This is a genomic window from Geothrix sp. PMB-07, assembly GCF_030758935.1.
Taxonomy (GTDB): domain Bacteria; phylum Acidobacteriota; class Holophagae; order Holophagales; family Holophagaceae; genus Geothrix.
The window spans coordinates 4,067,502-4,085,004 of record NZ_CP132333.1 but is presented as its reverse complement, the minus strand read 5'-3'; the positions used below and the strand labels follow the sequence as shown (position 1 = coordinate 4,085,004).

The window sequence follows — 17,503 nt, the reverse complement described above, 5'->3', positions numbered from 1 at the left end:
ATTTATTTGACTTGACCGGGAAGCCTCTGCATCTAGGCTAATTCCAACCAAGGAGCTTATGACCCAGCTGCCGCGCCTTCACTGGTCCACCCTCGGGGACGACACCGGGGGGCTGGAGCATCGGTGGGCGGCCCTCTGGAACATCAGTGTGGATCGTGGATCCGCTCCGGCCTTGGCGCCCAAGGATGTGGATCTCTGGGTAATCAGCGCCAAGGGCGCCTGGCCGCCCCCAGAGCTGAACCGCATGATGGCCGAGGTGGCCGCCCTGCCCATCCTGCTGGGACTGAAACCCGATGCGGCGCCCATGGATCCCAAGGCGCTCTCCGAATGGGGCTCGCTGGGCTCTGTGCGCTGGGGCTTGCTGGGGCCTGAACCGCCCATGCCGGGCCTCCGGCCCCGGTCGGGCACCACCACCCAACTGAGCGCCTCCCAGGCCCTGGCCTTTGGCCTGGTGGGTACCAGCGCGGCCATGCAGGACGTGCTGGCCCGAGCCCGGGCCGCCGCCGCCACCCGGGCCACGGTGCTGCTGCTGGGGGAAAGCGGTACCGGCAAGGAGGTCATCGCGCGGGCCATCCACCGCATGAGCGCCGATAGCACCGAGCCCTTCGTGGCGGTGCACTGCGGCGCCATCCCCGAGAACCTGCTGGAATCCGAACTCTTCGGCTACAACAAGGGCGCCTTCACCGATGCCCGCAAGGACACGCCCGGCAAGTTCCGCGAGGCTCACGGGGGCACCATCTTCCTGGATGAAGTGGGCACCATGCCCCTGGGCGCGCAGGTGCGCTTGTTGCGGGTGCTGCAGGAACGCGAGGTGCAGCCTTTGGGCGGCGGCGCGCCCGTGAAGGTGGAGGTGCGAGTGGTGACGGCCTCCAACGTCGACCTCTGGAAGAAGGTCCAGGACGGTTCTTTCCGCGAGGACCTGTTCTACCGCCTGGAAGTGGTGCCTATTACCCTGCCGCCGCTGCGGGCCCGCAAGGAGGAGGTGCCCTTCCTGGCCCAGCATTTCCTCAACCGCAAGGCTCGTGAGCACGGTCTCTACCCCAAGGCCCTGCATCCCAGCGTCGATCCGCTGCTCATGTCCCTCCCTTGGCCCGGCAACGTGCGCCAACTGGAAAATGCCATCGAGCGGGCCATCGTGCTGTCGGGCACCCGGCCCGTGCTCACGCGGGAGGACTTCGCCTTCCTGGCCGAGCGCATGGCTGAGGCCCCATCGACCGAAACCTCGGCGGTTCCCTTCACGCCGATGGCGGCCGATGCCTTCGCCCCCGCACCTGCCCAGGCCTTTGGCATGGATTTGCCGGCTGAGGGACTGGATCTCAACCAGGTTGTGTCGGACATGGAAAAGACCCTGATGCTTCAGAGCCTCGCCATCACCCGGGGCAACAAGAAGCGGGCCGCCGACCTGCTGGGTCTCAAGCGGACCACATTCCTGGAAAAGATGAAGCGATTGGATCTGGAGGATTCGGAAGCCACCGAGGCTGCCGAGTAGCCCGACCGAAAAAGAACGCGGGGGAACCCCCGTTCCCCCGCGCCATACCCCCCCAATACTTCCCACTCACATGCGGGCGTCTGGCCGTCCGCACCCTCTACGTGCAGCCCGAGGCCAGATGGTTCCCAAGGTGTGGGTGTTAATCTTGGCGGATGGCACAGACGACGCACCTGAGGTGGAAGCTGGAGGTCCCCGACCCCCAGGAAGAGGCGCTTTGCGCCTGGTTGGAGGATGAGGGCTCCTCGGCCTTCTACCGCGAAGCGGATCCCCCGCGGGCCTGTTTCGCCTATTTCCCGCCCGACCAGGCCGTCCCCGACCCGGCTGGCCTGGCGAATTTCCCCGGCGTGATTCTGATGGAAGCCGAGGCCTTCGGCGATGAGGATTGGCTGGCCAAGAGCCGGGAGGGCTTCGGCTCCTTCGAAGTCGGCTCGCGGTTTCACGTACGCCCTCTCTGGGATGAAACGCCGGGGCCCGAAGGCCGCATCGACCTCGTGGTGAATCCGGGCCTGGCTTTTGGCACAGGCGGCCATGAAACCACCCGGCTTTGCATGGAACTGCTCGAGGAACTAGATGCCATGAACCGGCTGGCAGGCCCCATCCTCGACATCGGTTCAGGCACGGGCATCCTGTCCCTGGCGGCCTTCCTGCTGGGCGGTCGCCAGCTCACGGCCTTCGACATCGATCCCGATTGCGGCCCGGCCATGGATGAGCTGATCCAGCTCAACGCCCATCTGCTCAAGGGCGCCAAGCCCTACGACAGCTTCGTGGGCACCCTGGAGCACCCCCGGGTGGCCGGTCCCTATCCGGGCCTGCTGGCCAACATCCTGCTGGTGACCATCCAGGAGCTGCTGCCGCGCATGGCCGAAATCTCCGCCCCGGGTGGTTGGCTCATCGCCAGTGGCATCCTGGCCGAGTGCACCGACGAGGCCCTGGTCAGCCTGGCCTCGCAGGGGTTCAAACCCGAGAAGGTGCTGAAGGAGGGCGAGTGGATCGCGATCCTGGCCACGCGGGTGTCGGCATGAGCGGATTCACCACGGAGACACGGAGATCACGGAGAAGAACGCACGGAGGTGTTCTTGTCTCTCTGGTTCTTTCTCCGTGTTTTCCCTTGGTGCCCTCCGTGTCTCCGTGGTGGCTGTCATGAACCGGTCCGACCGCCCCATCGGCGTCTTCGATTCCGGCATCGGCGGGCTCACCGTCATCCACGCCTTGCGCCAATCCCTGCCGCAGGAGGATCTGGTCTACCTGGGTGATACGGCCCGTCTGCCTTACGGGAGCAAGAGTCACCGCACCATCGAGCGCTACACCCTGCAGATGGGCGAACTGTTGCAGCGTGTCGAACCCAAACTGATCGTCATCGCCTGCAACACGGCCAGTGCCCACGGGTTGCCCGCCCTGCAGGCCGTGAGCCCCTGCCCCGTCATCGGCGTCATCGAACCCGGCGCCGAGGCCGCGGCCGAACAGAATGGGCCCGTGGGCATCATCGGCACCTTGGCCACGGTGGGCAGTGCGGCCTACGACACGGCCATCCGCCGTCATGACCCGGATCGCGTCATTTACAGCGTGGCCTGCCCCCTGTTGGTGCCCCTGGCCGAAGAGGGCTGGTTCGATGATCCCGTCACCGACACCATCTGCCGCCGCTACCTGAATCAGCTGCCCTTCGAGGTGAAGACGGTGGTGCTGGGCTGCACCCACTACCCGACCCTCATGGCCAGCCTGGAGCGCAGCCGTCCCGGCACCCACTGGATCGACAGCGGCCGTGTCACCGCCAAGGCCGTGGACCGCCTCCTGCAAGGCCACCTGGGCTACCGAACCACCAGCGCCCGCGGCACCCTGAAAGTGCAACTCACCGATGCCAGCAGCCGCCTGAAGGAAGTGGGCAGCCGCTTTCTTGAAGAAACGCTGGGCGATGTGGAAGTGGTGGAAATCTAGCGGCTGGTATCTGGAGATCTGAATTCAGACATGCAGACGAGTCGGTCTCCCCATTCCATTCAGACCCTGAAGTACGGCCCGGACGGGGGCCAGGAGGGGGATCTCCACCTGCCGCTCACCGTGAGACCACCGGTGGTGTGCCTGCTTCATGGCGGATTCTGGAAGATGCCCTACGGCCGAGACCAATTCGACGCCGTGGCGGAGGACCTGGTGGAGCGCGGCTACGCGGTATGGAACCTGGAGTACCGAAGGCTGGGCGCCCCCGGTGGCGGATGGCCAGGCACCCTCCAGGATGTTCGGATGGGAATCGATCACCTGGTGAACCTTGAGGAAGACGGGATCAGCCTTGATCTGAGCCGGGTCAGCGTGGTGGGGCATTCCGCGGGTGGGCATCTCGCCTTGTGGGCCGCTGCCCGGCACAACCCCTCGCCCCTTTTCCCTGCGGGGCGCATTCGGCTCTTCGCGGCGATTGGTCTGGCGCCGCTGGCTGATTTGCACCACGCTTTCCGGCTTCAGCTGGGAAAGGGCGCGGTGGAAGCCTTCCTCGGCGGTTCCCCTGAGGAACACCCGGATCGTTGTGCTGCTGCATCGCCCATCAATCTGGCGCCGCTGGGCCTGAGGCACCTGATCCTCCATGGCGCTCAGGACGACCTGGTGCCCCTGGAGCTCTCAGAGCGGTACGCCTTGGCTGCTCAGGCCGCTGGCGATCAGATGGACCTCATCCCTTTGCCGATCGCGGGCCACATGGATTTCCTCGATCCAAATAGTCAGGCGCACGCCACCTGGTGTGACTGGCTCGCCCGGCTGGATGCGGACAGCGCCTGATACCAAGGCGCCATCAACGATAGAGATCCCCCACTGAGACACCGAATTCACGGAGGTGGCACGGAGCCCTCAGCGTGCCTCCGTCATGGGCAGGCCGAAGGCCGCCTCCTGTGTGCCCATGCTCCGCGCCTCCGTGGTGGATCCTTCTCGATTGAAGGCGGCACAGTATGATTCCACCCGATTCAGGCGGCGGAAGCTCCCGGCAAGGTGAACACCACGCAGGTGCCCTGGCCCATGGTGCTTTCGATGCGGATGTCGCCGCCGTGGCCTCGCACGATTTCGCGGCAGATGCTGAGGCCCAGGCCGGTGCCCTTGCCTTCAGGCTTGGTGGTGAACATGGGGCGGAAGACCTTGCTGAGCAGGTCGGCGGGGATGCCCTGTCCGGAATCCTGGAAGCGGAATTCCCACCAGAGGCCGCCGGGGGTGCTGTCCTCGGAGGGCCGTGCGCTGAGGCGCACGGTGCCGCCTTCAGGCATGGCGTCCACGGCGTTGTTCATGAGGTTCAGGAAGAGCTGCTCCATCTGCTTCCGGTCCACATCCAGGCTGCAACTTGACGGGGCATCGGCCACCACGTGGATGCCGTGGGCAGCCAGGGTGGGGGTCCAGAGCTGCTGGAGGTCGTGCAGCAGCTCGCCCAGGGATTGCACTTCGCGGTGCAGCTGAGGGCGGCGGGTGAGGTCCAGCAGGCGGCGCACGATATCGCCCACGCGCTTGATCTGACCGGTGATGACAGCCAGTCGTTCGCGGGTCTTGTCGGGCAGGTCCTTCTGGGCGTCGAGCAGCTGGAGGTGCCCCGTCACCAGATTCAAGGGCGTGCCCACCTCATGGGCGAAAGTGGCGGTGAGCTGGCCCGCCACTGCCAGCCGCTCCTGGGCGCTCAGTTCTTCTCGCAGCAGGGCATTGCGTTCCACCAGGGCGGCCAATTCATCATTCTTGGCCTGCAACTCGGAAAGCGCGGCGTCGATGCGGCCCTGCAGGTTGGTGTTCAGACCTCGCACCTCGTGGAGCAGGGATTCGCGCTCCTTGGCGGCCTGCTCCAGCTGGGCGGCCATGTCGTTGAAGCGGGCGGCGATGAGTCCGAGTTCATCGCTGCGGCGCACGGGCGCCCGCGCGCCCACCTCGCCTTGCTCCAGACGCTGCATGGTGAGCACCAGGCCTTCGATGGGATCACTGATGAGCACCCGCAGGATGAGCCAGAGCAGGATGAATTCCCCCAGCAGCACGCCAGGCAGGGTGCGGACGGTCTTGTTGAAGTTGTTGTTCCACACCACCTCCCACCGCTCCAGGTCGCAATAGGCCCGGATGAGCCCGATGGGCGGCTGGCCGGGCCGATGGGTGTGAATGGGCAGGTATACCTTCCAGGCTTTGGTGCCGGTGTTGAGATCCACCAGCTCGGCTTGGGGGCCCGGAAGGGAAAGGTACGAGCCGATCTCAGGCCCCCACTCCACCGTTTTCTCTTCACCCGAGGAGCGCACCAGTTCCACTTCACTGCCCTTGCCCAGGCGCTTGAAGACATCGATCTGGAAGATGCTGCGGTCGGGACCGGCGATGCTTTCCAGCAGCTGATCCAGCTTGTCGGGATCCTTGAAGGTGGGATCCCGTTCGACGATATCGGTCTCCACCGTACCCGCCGCTTCGATGGTGAGCTTGCGCGAGTAGCTTTCCAATTCCCGCCGGCTGTTCCGCGTGATGTTGTAGGCCACGGCCACCGTGAGCACGCTGGTGACCAGGCCCAACAGCACGAAGAGCTTGGCGTGCAGGCTGCGCAGCCAGGCCAGGGGCCGGATCCGCATGCGCCAGAAGCTCATGACAGGGCGCCGTTCAGGGGGGGCAATCCGAGCGCTGGACGCACCAGGTGGGTGAAGGTCTCCAGGCCCTGGGCCTGCGTCAAGGCCACGAAGCGGTCAAAGGCGAGGCGGCGGTTTTCGGCCACATCGCCCAAGAGGTCGAGTACGCCGCCACAGAGGGTCACCCGGTCCCGCAGGCGCAGATCCGCCTCCGCCTGCCAGAGGAGGGCCTCCAGGGCAGCGAGATCGTGGTGGTCGCCCAGGGCGGTCTGGAGGGCACGGAGGCCCTTGAGGACGGGTTCTGGCGATTCAGCAAAGGCGCTTTCCAGAGCCTCGACCGCGTAGCGCAGCTTTTTAATGCGAACCCGGGCCTTGTGCATGGCTGCAGCGTCTTCATGAGCTGCGAGGTCGGTCAGGCCACCCAGGGCTGAGGCTGCGCGGGGCTCCAGACAGGCCCAGGCAGCCTCCTGCAGCGAGGTGGTCTGGAAGGGATTCTGCAGGGCGGGAACATCGAGCAGGCGGCGCAGGTCCGGCAGGCGCAGGCGGTCCAGCTCCTTTTCCATGCTGCGGCGGGCCTTGGCACGGCCCCGGTCCACCTGCTCCAGCAGGTGTTCAATGACGGCGGCGAGGGTGGGAGTGCGGGCATTGAGGTGATGGCTCCGCAGGAATTGCGAATGCACGTCCAGTTCCCGGGGCAGCCCAAGGGTGTCGACGAGGCCTTTTAAGGCTCTCCGCTGCTTCTTGTGCTCGGGATAAACCTCGGGGTCCACCAGGTCCAGCACCGCGCCCAGTCGACGGGCGGAAACCCGCACCTGGTGCAGCTGCTCCTCCTCCTCGGCCCAGCCTTTCGGTTCCAGCAGCTCCTGCAGGCGGGACAGGCGAACCTCAAGGGCGCGGTGAAGAAGGATCGCCAACTCAGCTGGGTGCATCCCATGATTTTAGACACATTCCCTAAAAGCGAAAAAATGGCGTAAACTGGGGGCACCATGGAACACATCCACATCAAAGGCGCGAGGGAGCACAACCTCAAGAACCTCGACCTCTCGCTGCCGCGCAACCAGCTGGTGGTGATCACGGGGCTTTCGGGCTCGGGCAAATCGAGCCTGGCTTTCGACACCCTGTACGCCGAAGGGCAACGCCGCTACGTGGAGAGCCTGTCGGCCTACGCGCGGCAGTTCCTGGATCAGATGGAAAAGCCCGATGTGGACAGCATCGAGGGCCTGTCGCCCGCCATTTCCATCGAGCAGAAGACCACCAGCCGGAACCCCCGCTCCACCGTGGCCACGGTGACCGAGATCTACGACTACCTGCGCCTGCTCTACGCCCGCACCGGCAAACCCACCTGCGTGGCCTGCGGCGAAGCCATCGCCAGCCAGACCATCCAGGAGATGACGGACCAGATCCTGGCCAGGCCCGAGGGCACCAAGCTGCAGTTGCTGGCCCCCGTGGTGCGCGGCCGGAAGGGCGAATACAAGAAGCTGCTGCAGGATTTGATGAAGCGCGGCTACATCCGCGCCCGGGTCAACGGCACGATGCTCGATCTCACCGAGGGCATCCCCGACCTGGACAAGCAGAAGAAGCACACGTTGGAGGTGGTCATCGACCGCCTGAAGGTGAGCCCCTCCATCCAGTCGCGGCTGGCCGACAGTCTGGAGATCGCCTGCAACCTGGCCGAAGGCAGCGCCCTGGTGGATCTCGACGGGGTGGAGCAACTCTTCTCCAGCAAGCTGGCCTGCAATAACCCCAAGTGCGGCAAGTTCGGTCAGGGTCTGCCGGAGCTGGAGCCGCGCTCCTTCTCCTTCAACAGCCCTTACGGTGCCTGCCCCACCTGCGATGGTCTGGGCTTCAAGCGCCAGTTCGCCGAAGAGCTGATCATTCCGAATCCTTCGCTGTCCATCAATGAAGGCGCCATCCAGGCCAGCGGCTGGAAGAGCGTGAGCGAAGACGGCTGGCGTTCCCAGCTCATGGAGCAGCTCTCCAAGAAGATGAAGTTCAGCCTGGATGTGCCCTGGAAGAAGCTGCCCGCGGACATCCGCCGCCTGCTGCTGCACGGCACCGACAAGGAAATGCGCTTCACTTACGAGAGCAAGCGCAACCGCTACGACTTCGTCCACCACTTCGAAGGCATCATCGGCAACCTGGATCGCCGCTACCGCGAAACCACCAGCGAAGAGATCCAGGCGGAGATGGAGCAGTCCATGCGCATCATTCCCTGCGAGGACTGCGGGGGGCGGCGCCTCAAGCCCGAGATCCTGGCGGTCTTCGTGGGCGGACTCCACATCGCCGATGTGGTGGCCCAGAGCGTGCGCGAGGCGCGCCGCTGGTTCGCAGAGCTGGCACTGGAGGGCAAGGACGCCGTCATCGCGGAGAAGGTGCTGAAGGAGATTCGCGAACGCCTGGGCTTCCTGGATGACGTGGGCCTGGGCTACCTCACCCTGGATCGCAGCGCGGCCACGCTGTCGGGCGGCGAAGGCCAGCGCATCCGTCTGGCCACGCAGATTGGCAGCAAACTCCAGGGCGTGCTCTACGTGCTGGACGAGCCCAGCATCGGCCTGCACCAGCGGGACAACCTCCAGCTCATCCGCACCCTGCAGGAGATGCGCGACCTGGGCAACACGGTGCTGGTGGTCGAACACGACTTGGAGACCATCCTGGCCGCCGATCACGTGGTGGACATGGGCCCCGGCGCCGGCGAGCACGGCGGCCAAGTGGTGGCCCAGGGCACACCTGAAGAGATCAGCCACACGAAGGGCTCCATCACGGGCGACTTCCTGTCCGGACGCGATGCCATCCCCGTGCCCCGCAAGCGCCGCAAGGCCTCGCGCGGCTACCTATCGGTGTTGGGCGCCGAGGAGAACAACCTCAAGAAGGTGGATGCGGACTTCCCCATCGGCCTCGTCACCTGCGTGACCGGCGTTAGCGGGTCGGGCAAGAGCACCCTGGTGAACGAGATCCTCTACAAGGCTCTGGCCAACCAGCTGCACCAGGGCGTGCACGTGGTGGGCAAGCACAAGGCCATCAAGGGGCTCGAGGCCATCGACAAGGTCATCGACATCGATCAGGCCCCCATCGGCCGCACGCCGCGCAGCAATCCGGCCACGTACACAGGCCTGTTCACGCCCCTGCGTGAGCTCTTCGCCCAGCTGCCCGAGAGCAAGGCCCGCGGCTATGCGCCCGGACGCTACAGCTTCAACGTGAAGGGGGGCCGCTGCGAGAAATGCGAGGGCGACGGCGTCCTCAAGATCGAGATGCACTTCCTCCCGGATGTCTACGTCACCTGCGAGCAGTGCAAGGGCAAGCGCTACAACCGCGAGACCATGGAAATCCACTACAAGGGCAAGAGCATCTCCGATGTGCTGGCCATGACGGTGGAGGAGGCGCTGACCATCTTCGGGCCCATCCCGGTGCTGGCCAACAAGCTGCAGACCCTCATGGATGTGGGGTTGGGCTATGTCCGCCTGGGCCAGAGCGCCACCACCCTCTCAGGGGGGGAGGCCCAGCGCGTGAAGCTGGCCAAGGAGCTGAGCAAGCGGGCCACGGGCCGCACGGTCTACATCCTGGATGAGCCCACCACGGGCCTGCACCTGAAAGACATCCAGAAGCTGCTGGAAGTCGTCACGCGGCTGGTGGAGTCGGGCAACACCATCATCATCATCGAGCACAACCTCGACGTGATCAAAACCGCGGACTGGATCCTCGACCTGGGCCCCGAAGGCGGTGGCGAAGGCGGCCGCATCATTGCCGTGGGCACCCCCGAAGAGGTGGCCAAGCGGAAGGCCAGCATCACGGGCAAGTACTTGGCGCCGTATCTGAAGTAGGCAGCATCACAATCGCCACAGATACGAGGCCTTGAAGAAGAGGCCCCGCTGCATGTCGAGGTAGTGATCCGCGGGCCGGTACATGCCGTTCTCCCACTCTTGTTTCTTCGCCAAGGAGCCATAGCCCAGGTAGATGACCGTACCGGGGATGTACGTGTACGAAGCCAGGAGATCCGTGAGCATCTGGCGGCGGAAGCCGTTGTATTCGACGATGGCGCGCAGGAAGAAGGACTGGGTGAATTGATACGTCAGCCTGGCCCGGCTGATGGGGTAGGCGTAGATCCGCTCGCCAGTGGCCTCTCGATAGAAGTCGGCGTAGGTCCAGTTCAGGGTGAGGTTGAGGGATTCGCCAGGCTGATAGGTGGTGGCGAGAGAGGTCTGCGTGCCACGCCCCTGAAAGGGATCCGTGGTGTAGCGGATGCCCTTGCCGTGCCAGTAGGTGGCCTGCAAAGACAGGGTCTTGTGGACCTGGCTTTTGGCGGACAGGCGCAGGCCATCGGTGCGGAAGCGCTGGCCCAGAAACACCTCGGTGGCATCGTCCCATTGGAGGGTGGCACTGCCGTTGCCATGGAAGACGGTGGTGAGGCCGAAGACGGCATCTCCCTCTCGCAGGCCGCTGGGATGGTCGCGCAGGGTGGTGTAGCCCACGAAGGGATCCAGCCGCCGCACCCAGCCGGAGGTCGGGTAGAACTTGGGCGTCAGGCGCAGGTTTTCGGACGTGAGGCCGGTGCGGGTGAGGTAGCCGGCGTCGGCGATAAAATCAGTGGTGACGTCGTGGATATCGGCATTCACCGTGAGGCGGCTGGTGTCGTAGAGATACTCCAGGCCCAGGGCCCGCCCCCGTTGGGCCTCCGGAGACACGCCATCCTGGGTGGACGAGGCGAAGGCATGGAAGCCCAACTGAGAGCCGGGGCTGAGCCGGATCTGGCCGTCTGGCCCCAGCACGCGGTTGGTTCGAGGGCCCTGATCGCGGCCTGCGTAGAAGGCACCGAGGTAGCCGTCCTCCTGGGTGCTGCGGCGGTACCGAAGGATGCTGAAGCGCGGATCCGCGGTGGCGCCGCTGGCGGGGTCGGCGGTGTCCAGCGCGGAGAGCACGGCGATGGTGTCGTTCTGCCCCAGTTTTCCCGACAGCTTGGCGCCCCATTTGGGATCGACGATGGTGCGGGAATGCAGCACAGCCAGCAGCGGACCCGACTGCGAGGCGGCGATGTTGAAGGCCTCGCTGCCCTCCAGGAAGAAGGGGCGCTTCTCCGCGAAGAAGAGCCCGGAGCGGAGGTTGGCGTCCACCTGCCCCGCGTCGGCTTCCACCTGTGAGAAATCAGGGTTCACCGTGGCATCCAGAATGAGGCTGGGGGTGATGCCGTACTTGCCCGTGAGGCTCCACTGGCGGTCATCGGGCTGGCGCACCATGATGCCGTTCTCCCGCAGGGATTTTTGCGAGAGGGTGAAGGCGGGCAGCAATTCCAGGATGGTGGGGCGGGCAAGCCCTTCGTATTCGAGCACCGCCATCTGGGGCAGGAAGGCATAGCCGCGGGCTGGATCCAGGGCCGGGAAGGACCCATGCTCCAGCCGCCGGTTGATGGTGCGCTCGAAGAAGACCGCCATCTGCACCGTGGGCCGGTGGAGGTAACGGATGCTCTTCAGGGGAATGCGGATCTCCACTGTGTAGCCTTCGGCATCGATGCGGGCGGCGCTGTCCCACACCAGGTCGACGCTGAAATCCTCCTTGTTGCTGGCGAAGCGGCTGTCACCTTGAACGCCCAGCGGTGTCACGTAGAACGCGTAGAGAGATTGCTGGTCGTTGAAAGTGTCGAGGTTGATGCAGACAAAGTCGCTGGCGGCAATGTCGTCACGCCGCGAAAGGGTGGCCTTGATCTTGTCGGGCTGGTCGTCGAAGCAGCGGAAGGTGAAGTACAGGTTCTGCTCGTCGTAGGCCATGTAGGCGATGGTTTTCTCCGCCTGCTTCTTGCCGAATTCCGGGATGAAGGTCTCGAAATCCGTCACCGAACGGGCCTGGGCCCACACCGGATCATCGAGCCTGCCGTCCAAAACGGGTGGGGTATTGGTCTTGAATGGTCGGAGGATGGGCCTCGCTGCATAGCCCGCGTGCAGGAGTGTGCAGGCCAGAAGCGGGGCGCACAGAAGGCGAAAACGCATCATGGGTCCAGGAAGGGCCAGCTGCGGAGCAGTGGGGTGGGACCCTAGTTTACCTCAAGACAAGAGGTGTATGGGGCTCCCTCATCGCGCCTGGCGATCGGGCCACGTTCCTTCAGGCGTATTGATCGACCCGCTGTCCCACGCCGGCGGAATTGGCCAGGATCTTGGCCAGTTCGGCGCCCTGTTCGGCAGTGATATCCAGGGACTTCTTCAGCACGCTCACGGCCACCTGGCCTTGGACCAGGGCCTGGGACTGGGCGACGGAACCTGCAGCGCTGACTTCCATAAACCCTCCCATTCAAGACCTATCGGCTGCTGGGCTTCCGGACATGAGCGGTTCGGAGGAGGGCGACGGCATCCTGCACGGGCACTTTGGCCTTGGCGGCGGCTCGGTTTTCGGCGGCGATGGCATCGAAGACCTCGCGGCGATGCACCTGGACGCTCTGGGGTGCCTTGATGCCCAGCCGCACACCATCCTTGGAGATGCCGAGGACGACCACCTCGATCTCGCCACCGATGACGATGGATTGCTCGGCTTTCCGGGTGATTACAAGCATTTTGCGAGGCTACCAGAGCAGATCAAATGGGGGCGAGAATCGGAAACCGCAGCGGGTATTTATCCGAGCTGAGGACGATCTGGAAGCAAATGCGGAGTTTCACGTTGATGACCAGGGGGCCGGCCAGGTTGGTGGTCATGTGGCGGGCATCTTCGGGGATCACCACCAGGGTGAGCACCATGGCATCGGAGGGGGCCTCCAGCTGAAGGGCCTGGGCCTCCTCGGTGCCCAGAGGCACTTCATAATCCGCTTTCACGCTGGCGGGGTCGATGCAGACGAACGAGACGCTCTCGTCCTCGGCGGATTGGAGGAACTTCAAGGGATAGGCATCCGGGGGTTCCACGAGCCGGAAGGCTCTGAGGTGGGGGAACCCCACCAACCCCTTGGGGAAGGTCAGGAGGGTGCCTTCATCAGGGGCCGGGGTCGAACCGGGAGTGGCTTCGGTGGGTTGGGTCATGGCTGTCCAGGGTTGTTCCAGATCAACGCATCGGAGGATTCGGGGTCTTCCTGAGTTTCATGGAGGCCCTCGGCGAAGACGGCCCAAAGCGCGTCCAGCCTTTTACGGCGGAACCGGGGATTCGAGATGGTGCGCTCCAGGGCCTCCTTCGTCGTCGGCGGGTGTGAGAGGCGGGCCATGAGCCAACGGTTCCCCAGTTCCATGACGGCGCCGACATCGCCCTCGTTGCCCCAGGCCCAGCGCAGGGCCGTGAGCTTCAGCGCCCGATCCACGGCCAGTTCACCCAGGTGCATCACCTTCTCCACCACGGGATCGTGGGCAGGCGGCGTGTAGGCTCTGACGCGCTTCAGCAGCTGCCGCATCTCCTTGGGCAGGGCGGCGAGGCGGGGGCCGATCTCGGGGTGATCGCGGTGGGCGTCACACTCGTCGGCGAGGATGCGCAGCAGGGGCAGGAGCAGCGCCGCATCCCGGCTGGCGTAGCTGATCTGCGAATCGCGCAGGGGCCTGATCATCCAGTTGGAATCCTGCTCCTCCTTGGGAATGTCCAGCCCCAGCTTGAGCTTGGCCATGGTCTTGAGGCCCGGCTGCGGGTAGCCCAGGGCGCGGGATAACAACATCGTGTCGAAGATGCTGTCGGGCACCACGTCGTAGAGCCGTTTGAAGACAATGCCGTCGCCGGAGAAGTCGTGGACGATCCAGGGCACCTGCGCCATGGCCTGCAGGGCGGGCCGCATGAGATCACCCAGGGGGATGGGATCCACCAGCCAGGCCTGGTCATGGGTGGCCACCTGCATGAGAGCCAGCACGCAATGGTGAACGCCCGTGAGGCTGCACTCGATGTCCACGGACAGCACACCGGCCGCGTGCCACTGGGGCAGGGCCGCTTGCAGCTTGTCCGGAGTGTCCACGTAGGTCGTGGGAAGGTCGAAGTGATCCAGCGCCATCTGGCCAGTATGCCAGTCCGGTACCATGAAGCCTTGTGATGATCTGCGAGGCCCCATGAATCGCTCCCTCTTTTGGACCACCTTCGGCACCGTCTTCCTCGCGGAAGTGGGCGACAAGACCCAGCTCGCGGCCATGACCGCCACGGTGCGCAGCGGCCAGATCTGGACCGTCTTCCTCGCGGCCAGCGCGGCCCTGGTGTGCGCCACGGCCATTGGCGTGGCCGTGGGCGGCGTGCTCTTCAAATACATCCCGGAGCCGGCCATCAAGTGGGCCGCCGGCACGGCCTTCATCGCGGTGGGGCTGTGGGTGCTGATCAAGGGCTGACCAGGCTCTTCTTCGACGGCGAGTGTGGTCTCTGCGACCGAACCGTGCGCCTGGTGGCGCGTCATGACCGTTCGCGGGACATCCGGTTCGCGCCTCTGGGAGGCGGCACGTTCCAGCGGTGCGTGGCCGAATCCGAACGGGCGAACCTGCCGGACAGCCTGGTGGTGCAGAGGCCTGAGGGTGAGCTGCTCCTCCGGTCGGAGGCCGTGATCCACCTTCTGAGCCGGATGGGTCCGGGGTGGCGCACGCTGGGGTGGGTCATGGGATGGATTCCCCGGTTTCTGAGGGATGGGCTCTACGGCTTGGTGGCCTGGTTGCGTCCAGCAAGGCGTGTTTGTGCAAGGAATGGCTCGGGCCCGGATGACCGCTTCGAGCCATAGAGATAAAAAAATGTCACAAAGGCATGAGGCCCTGCACCCCAAGGTTTAAGAACAGCGCCACCACCTTGATCCACCCGCTCCGGGAGATCCGGTTCTGTTCCATCACATGCGGGGCCGCCGTGCGGCTCCAGATGCGGCTCTGTCCGCACGGAGGATTCATGATCACGAAACTCATCGGCGCCGCCACCCTCTTCGCCGCCGGGTCCCTCATGGCCGCTGGGCCCGCCACGGTGGGCGCTACGCCGGTCCACGCCGGTGCTGAGGCCTCTTTCTCCATGCCCCAGGACAGCAAGGACAAGGACGCCAAGGATGCCAAGGCTCCCGCCAAGGCGAAGGACGGCAAGGCCAAGGATGGGTCCTGTGGCAAGGGCTCTTGCGGAAGCAAGGACAAGAAGGCGAAGAAGGACGGTTCCTGCGGCAAGGACAAGAAGGATGGTTCCTGCGGCAAGGACAAGAAGGACGGATCCTGTGGCAAGGACAAGAAGGAAGGCAGCTGCGGCAAGGACAAGAAGCAGTAGCGGTCAGGAGCTGATCATGACTCAGGACAGGTTCACTGGCGTGGGGCTGGGGCTCCGCCGCCCACACCTCGAACAGGTGGCGCGGATGGAAAGCCACGGCGTGCCCTTCTGGGAAACCTGCCCTGAGAACGTGGTGGGCGATGGTGGCCGTCATCATCGCCTGGCCTGCGCCATCCTGGACCGCGACCCCGTGCTCACCCACGGGCTGGCCATGTCCGTGGGGGGCTACGACGCTTGGGATGAGGACTACCTGCGCGGCCTGGGGCAGTTCCTCCTGCGCACCGGAACACCCTGGCATTCCGAGCACCTTTGCTTCACCAGCGTAGATGCCAACTGCCTGCATGAGCTGTTGCCGCTGCCCTTCACCCGGGAGGCCGTTCGGCACACCATTGGGCGGGCCAAGGAATTACAAGCTCGGCTGCCCGTCCCGCTGCTGTTGGAAAACATCACCTACTATGCCGAATTGGGCGTGCCGGACATGGATGAGGCCGACTTCATCACGGCGGTGCTCGAGGGCGCCGATGTGGGCTGGCTGCTGGACGTGAACAACGTCTATGTGAATGCCCTCAATTTCGGATTCGATCCCAAGGAGTGGCTCTCGCGAATGCCCCTGGACCGGGTGGCCCAGATGCACATCGCCGGGCACAGGAAGTTCGGCGATCTCACCGTGGACACCCACGGGGCCGATGTCATCGACCCCGTCATCGAACTCATGCAGTGGACCCTGGCCAAGGTGGGACGCCCCGTGCCGGTGCTGCTGGAGCGGGATAATCACATCCCCGAGCTGGACACGCTGCTGGCGGAACGGGAGCGGATCCAGCAGGCCTACGACCGCGTGCTGGTCTCTACGGAGGCAAGTCATGGTTGAAGCTCGCGCACTCCGGCTTCAGCGGGCGATGGCGTCGTTCGTTCTGGATGAAGACGAATCAGCCCTGGAGGCGGATGCCGGTCGCGTGGCCCGCCGCCAGGGGCTGTCCGTGGCGGATCAACAGGCCTTCCGGGCGCAGACCGAGGCGCTTCTGACCTATCGGGAGCTGGCTCGCATGAGCCTCATCGAGCCACTGGAAACCATGTTCCCCGTGCTGAAGGCGCTCCTGGAAAAAGATGAAGTCTGGGATGGCTGCGTGCAGCAGTTCCTGGAGGCCAGGGTGCTCCGCAGTAGCCACTACCGCGACATCGCACCGTCCTTCCTGGGTTGGCTGGCGACCACCGCCTGGGGCCAGGACCGCTGGCCCTTCCTGCTGGAGCTGGCCCATGTGGAGCTCCTCGAGGTGCTGGTGGCCCGCTTTCCGGACGAAGCGCCTGCCAGCGGGCTGCACGCAGAACCGCAGGCCGCAGACCATCTCGTGCTGGAAGCAGCCACCCAGATCGTGTCGTACGCCCACGCCGTGCACCAGGCAAGCGAGGCGTCGCCACATCCCGAATCACGGCCCACCCACCTCATCGCCTTCCGCCAGGACGATGGCGAAGCGCAGCTGCTGGAGCTGACCCCAGCCACAGCCGCCTTTCTGGTGCGCGCACAGGCAATGCCCTTGGGTGAGGCCGCCGCCTCCCTGGGGTTGAACGACCTGGCATCCCTGTTCTCCCTGCTCCGTGACCTCCACCGCGATGGCGCCATCGCGGGATTCCAATCCCACACCTAAGCCCGAGAGGCCCCATGCGCATACCCTTCCTTCTGCCAGCCCTGCTGCTGGCCCTTCCCCTCGCGGCCCAGACCAAAGTCTTCCGGCTGGATGAGAATCACACGGTCTTCGGCTTCAAGGCCTCCACGCTGCTCTTCGATGTGCCGGGCCGCTTCATGAAGTTCAAGGCCGACATCCAGGGCGATCCCGCCACGCTGGAGGGCGCCAAAGTCCGCATCGACATCGACGCGAAATCCCTCAACACGGCGGTTCAGGCCCGCGACGAACACCTGCGCTCGGCGGATTTCTTCGACGTGGCCAAGTTCCCCCGCATCACCTTCACGTCCACCGAGGTGCGGAAGGAAGGGGACCGTCTGCGGGTGCAGGGCACCCTCCAAATGCATGGCGTCGCCAAGGACTTGATCCTTTCCTTCGAGCCTGCCGAGGGGGTCAACGGGGCCGGGGTCCGCACCTGGTCCTACCGGGGCACCCTCTCGTTGGACCGCCTGGATTTCGGCGTGGGGGCCGAAAGCGTGGCCGCCAAGATCAGCCTCAAGCGTCAAGTGGAGCTGAATCTGCTGCTGGTGGGCTTCTTCGAGGATTCGGCGGGATCTGCGAAGGTGCCCGCGGCCAAAACCAAGGCTCCCGCCAAGAAGTAGCGCTTGCCGGGAGTGGGGCCGCCGCTGACACTG

Annotated in this window: 19 protein-coding genes; 11 read left to right on the top strand and 8 right to left on the bottom strand. The window is 65.0% G+C overall.

Translation table 11 applies throughout. The features are described 5' to 3' along the window. The first annotated feature begins 58 nt into the window (after positions 1-58). From Q9293_RS17905 to Q9293_RS17890, 4 genes are all read left to right on the top strand, one after another. Positions 59-1,489 carry a sigma-54-dependent Fis family transcriptional regulator gene (locus Q9293_RS17905; RefSeq protein ID WP_306248869.1) on the top strand — a complete coding sequence of 477 codons (1,431 nt, stop codon included), beginning with the start codon at positions 59-61 and terminating at the stop codon, positions 1,487-1,489. A 152-nt stretch (positions 1,490-1,641) separates the two neighbouring features. Further along, positions 1,642-2,511, top strand: coding sequence for a 50S ribosomal protein L11 methyltransferase (locus Q9293_RS17900; RefSeq protein ID WP_306248867.1), 870 nt, complete (start codon positions 1,642-1,644; stop codon positions 2,509-2,511). Positions 2,512-2,629: 118 nt separating this feature from the next. After that, positions 2,630-3,421 (top strand): glutamate racemase, encoded by a 792-nt coding sequence (gene murI / locus Q9293_RS17895; RefSeq protein ID WP_306248865.1) that lies wholly within the window; start codon positions 2,630-2,632, stop codon positions 3,419-3,421. A 30-nt stretch (positions 3,422-3,451) separates the two neighbouring features. Then, entirely contained in the window at positions 3,452-4,246 is a 795-nt protein-coding gene (locus Q9293_RS17890; protein WP_306248863.1) for a S9 family peptidase, read from the top strand. 182 nt (positions 4,247-4,428) lie between these two features. Here the strand turns inward: Q9293_RS17890 and Q9293_RS17885 are convergent, their stop codons facing one another. Continuing rightward, the gene (locus tag Q9293_RS17885; protein ID WP_306248861.1) at positions 4,429-6,054 is read right to left on the bottom strand and encodes a sensor histidine kinase; all 1,626 of its coding nucleotides are present in this window, start codon (positions 6,052-6,054) and stop codon (positions 4,429-4,431) included. Next, complete coding sequence (locus tag Q9293_RS17880; protein WP_306248859.1) at positions 6,051-6,947, bottom strand: CHAD domain-containing protein; 897 nt, start codon at positions 6,945-6,947, stop codon at positions 6,051-6,053. Before Q9293_RS17880 ends, Q9293_RS17885 begins: the two co-directional genes overlap by 4 nt. A gap of 72 nt (positions 6,948-7,019) precedes the next feature. Between Q9293_RS17880 and uvrA the strand changes: the two genes are divergently transcribed. Further along, complete coding sequence (gene uvrA / locus Q9293_RS17875; RefSeq protein WP_306248857.1) at positions 7,020-9,851, top strand: excinuclease ABC subunit UvrA; 2,832 nt, start codon at positions 7,020-7,022, stop codon at positions 9,849-9,851. 6 nt (positions 9,852-9,857) lie between these two features. On the opposite strand, the gene Q9293_RS17870 is transcribed toward uvrA, so the two are convergent. The 5 genes from Q9293_RS17870 to Q9293_RS17850 form a co-directional block, all read right to left on the bottom strand. Further along, entirely contained in the window at positions 9,858-12,011 is a 2,154-nt protein-coding gene (locus Q9293_RS17870) for a carbohydrate binding family 9 domain-containing protein (RefSeq protein WP_306248855.1), read from the bottom strand. Positions 12,012-12,120: 109 nt separating this feature from the next. Beyond that, a complete protein-coding gene (locus Q9293_RS17865; RefSeq protein WP_306248854.1) occupies positions 12,121-12,294 on the bottom strand; it encodes a YjfB family protein in 174 nt (57 codons plus the stop codon). 19 nt (positions 12,295-12,313) lie between these two features. Then, complete coding sequence (gene csrA, locus Q9293_RS17860; protein ID WP_306248853.1) at positions 12,314-12,565, bottom strand: carbon storage regulator CsrA; 252 nt, start codon at positions 12,563-12,565, stop codon at positions 12,314-12,316. A gap of 22 nt (positions 12,566-12,587) precedes the next feature. After that, positions 12,588-13,022 (bottom strand): flagellar assembly protein FliW, encoded by a 435-nt coding sequence (gene fliW / locus Q9293_RS17855; protein ID WP_306248852.1) that lies wholly within the window; start codon positions 13,020-13,022, stop codon positions 12,588-12,590. After that, positions 13,019-13,993 (bottom strand): hypothetical protein, encoded by a 975-nt coding sequence (locus Q9293_RS17850; protein ID WP_306248850.1) that lies wholly within the window; start codon positions 13,991-13,993, stop codon positions 13,019-13,021. Before Q9293_RS17850 ends, fliW begins: the two co-directional genes overlap by 4 nt. A gap of 28 nt (positions 13,994-14,021) precedes the next feature. Between Q9293_RS17850 and Q9293_RS17845 the strand changes: the two genes are divergently transcribed. Next, complete coding sequence (locus Q9293_RS17845) at positions 14,022-14,291, top strand: TMEM165/GDT1 family protein (protein ID WP_306248848.1); 270 nt, start codon at positions 14,022-14,024, stop codon at positions 14,289-14,291. Then, on the top strand, positions 14,270-14,671 hold the full coding sequence (locus Q9293_RS17840) for a thiol-disulfide oxidoreductase DCC family protein (RefSeq protein ID WP_306248846.1): 402 nt from the start codon (positions 14,270-14,272) through the stop codon (positions 14,669-14,671). Before Q9293_RS17845 ends, Q9293_RS17840 begins: the two co-directional genes overlap by 22 nt. Positions 14,672-14,684: 13 nt before the next feature. Here Q9293_RS17840 and Q9293_RS17835 read toward each other — a convergent pair whose 3' ends face one another. Continuing rightward, positions 14,685-14,831: a hypothetical protein gene (locus tag Q9293_RS17835; protein ID WP_306248845.1), complete on the bottom strand. Its 147-nt coding sequence runs from the start codon at positions 14,829-14,831 to the stop codon at positions 14,685-14,687. Here Q9293_RS17835 and Q9293_RS17830 point away from each other — a divergent pair. Genes Q9293_RS17830 through Q9293_RS17815 form a run of 4 tightly spaced genes read left to right on the top strand, consistent with a single transcriptional unit; the run spans position 14,830 to position 17,470 of the window. Beyond that, entirely contained in the window at positions 14,830-15,189 is a 360-nt protein-coding gene (locus tag Q9293_RS17830) for a hypothetical protein (protein WP_306248843.1), read from the top strand. The genes Q9293_RS17835 and Q9293_RS17830 overlap by 2 nt on opposite strands. Before the next feature lie 16 nt (positions 15,190-15,205). After that, positions 15,206-16,057 carry a DUF692 domain-containing protein gene (locus Q9293_RS17825; RefSeq protein ID WP_306248841.1) on the top strand — a complete coding sequence of 284 codons (852 nt, stop codon included), beginning with the start codon at positions 15,206-15,208 and terminating at the stop codon, positions 16,055-16,057. Further along, positions 16,050-16,832, top strand: coding sequence for a putative DNA-binding domain-containing protein (locus Q9293_RS17820; protein ID WP_306248839.1), 783 nt, complete (start codon positions 16,050-16,052; stop codon positions 16,830-16,832). Before Q9293_RS17825 ends, Q9293_RS17820 begins: the two co-directional genes overlap by 8 nt. 14 nt (positions 16,833-16,846) lie before the next feature. Next, on the top strand, positions 16,847-17,470 hold the full coding sequence (locus Q9293_RS17815) for a YceI family protein (protein ID WP_306248838.1): 624 nt from the start codon (positions 16,847-16,849) through the stop codon (positions 17,468-17,470). Positions 17,471-17,503 lie beyond the last annotated feature (33 nt).

Coding starts and splice junctions, on each gene's coding strand:
- Q9293_RS17905 (WP_306248869.1), top strand. CDS start 59: ATGACCCAGCTGCCGCGCCTTCACTGGTCCACCCTCGGGGACGACACC.
- Q9293_RS17900 (WP_306248867.1), top strand. CDS start 1,642: ATGGCACAGACGACGCACCTGAGGTGGAAGCTGGAGGTCCCCGACCCC.
- murI (WP_306248865.1), top strand. CDS start 2,630: ATGAACCGGTCCGACCGCCCCATCGGCGTCTTCGATTCCGGCATCGGC.
- Q9293_RS17890 (WP_306248863.1), top strand. CDS start 3,452: ATGCAGACGAGTCGGTCTCCCCATTCCATTCAGACCCTGAAGTACGGC.
- Q9293_RS17885 (WP_306248861.1), bottom strand. CDS start 6,054: ATGAGCTTCTGGCGCATGCGGATCCGGCCCCTGGCCTGGCTGCGCAGC.
- uvrA (WP_306248857.1), top strand. CDS start 7,020: ATGGAACACATCCACATCAAAGGCGCGAGGGAGCACAACCTCAAGAAC.
- Q9293_RS17870 (WP_306248855.1), bottom strand. CDS start 12,011: ATGATGCGTTTTCGCCTTCTGTGCGCCCCGCTTCTGGCCTGCACACTC.
- Q9293_RS17865 (WP_306248854.1), bottom strand. CDS start 12,294: ATGGAAGTCAGCGCTGCAGGTTCCGTCGCCCAGTCCCAGGCCCTGGTC.
- csrA (WP_306248853.1), bottom strand. CDS start 12,565: ATGCTTGTAATCACCCGGAAAGCCGAGCAATCCATCGTCATCGGTGGC.
- fliW (WP_306248852.1), bottom strand. CDS start 13,022: ATGACCCAACCCACCGAAGCCACTCCCGGTTCGACCCCGGCCCCTGAT.
- Q9293_RS17850 (WP_306248850.1), bottom strand. CDS start 13,993: ATGGTACCGGACTGGCATACTGGCCAGATGGCGCTGGATCACTTCGAC.
- Q9293_RS17845 (WP_306248848.1), top strand. CDS start 14,022: ATGAATCGCTCCCTCTTTTGGACCACCTTCGGCACCGTCTTCCTCGCG.
- Q9293_RS17830 (WP_306248843.1), top strand. CDS start 14,830: ATGATCACGAAACTCATCGGCGCCGCCACCCTCTTCGCCGCCGGGTCC.
- Q9293_RS17835 (WP_306248845.1), bottom strand. CDS start 14,831: ATGAATCCTCCGTGCGGACAGAGCCGCATCTGGAGCCGCACGGCGGCC.
- Q9293_RS17825 (WP_306248841.1), top strand. CDS start 15,206: ATGACTCAGGACAGGTTCACTGGCGTGGGGCTGGGGCTCCGCCGCCCA.
- Q9293_RS17820 (WP_306248839.1), top strand. CDS start 16,050: ATGGTTGAAGCTCGCGCACTCCGGCTTCAGCGGGCGATGGCGTCGTTC.
- Q9293_RS17815 (WP_306248838.1), top strand. CDS start 16,847: ATGCGCATACCCTTCCTTCTGCCAGCCCTGCTGCTGGCCCTTCCCCTC.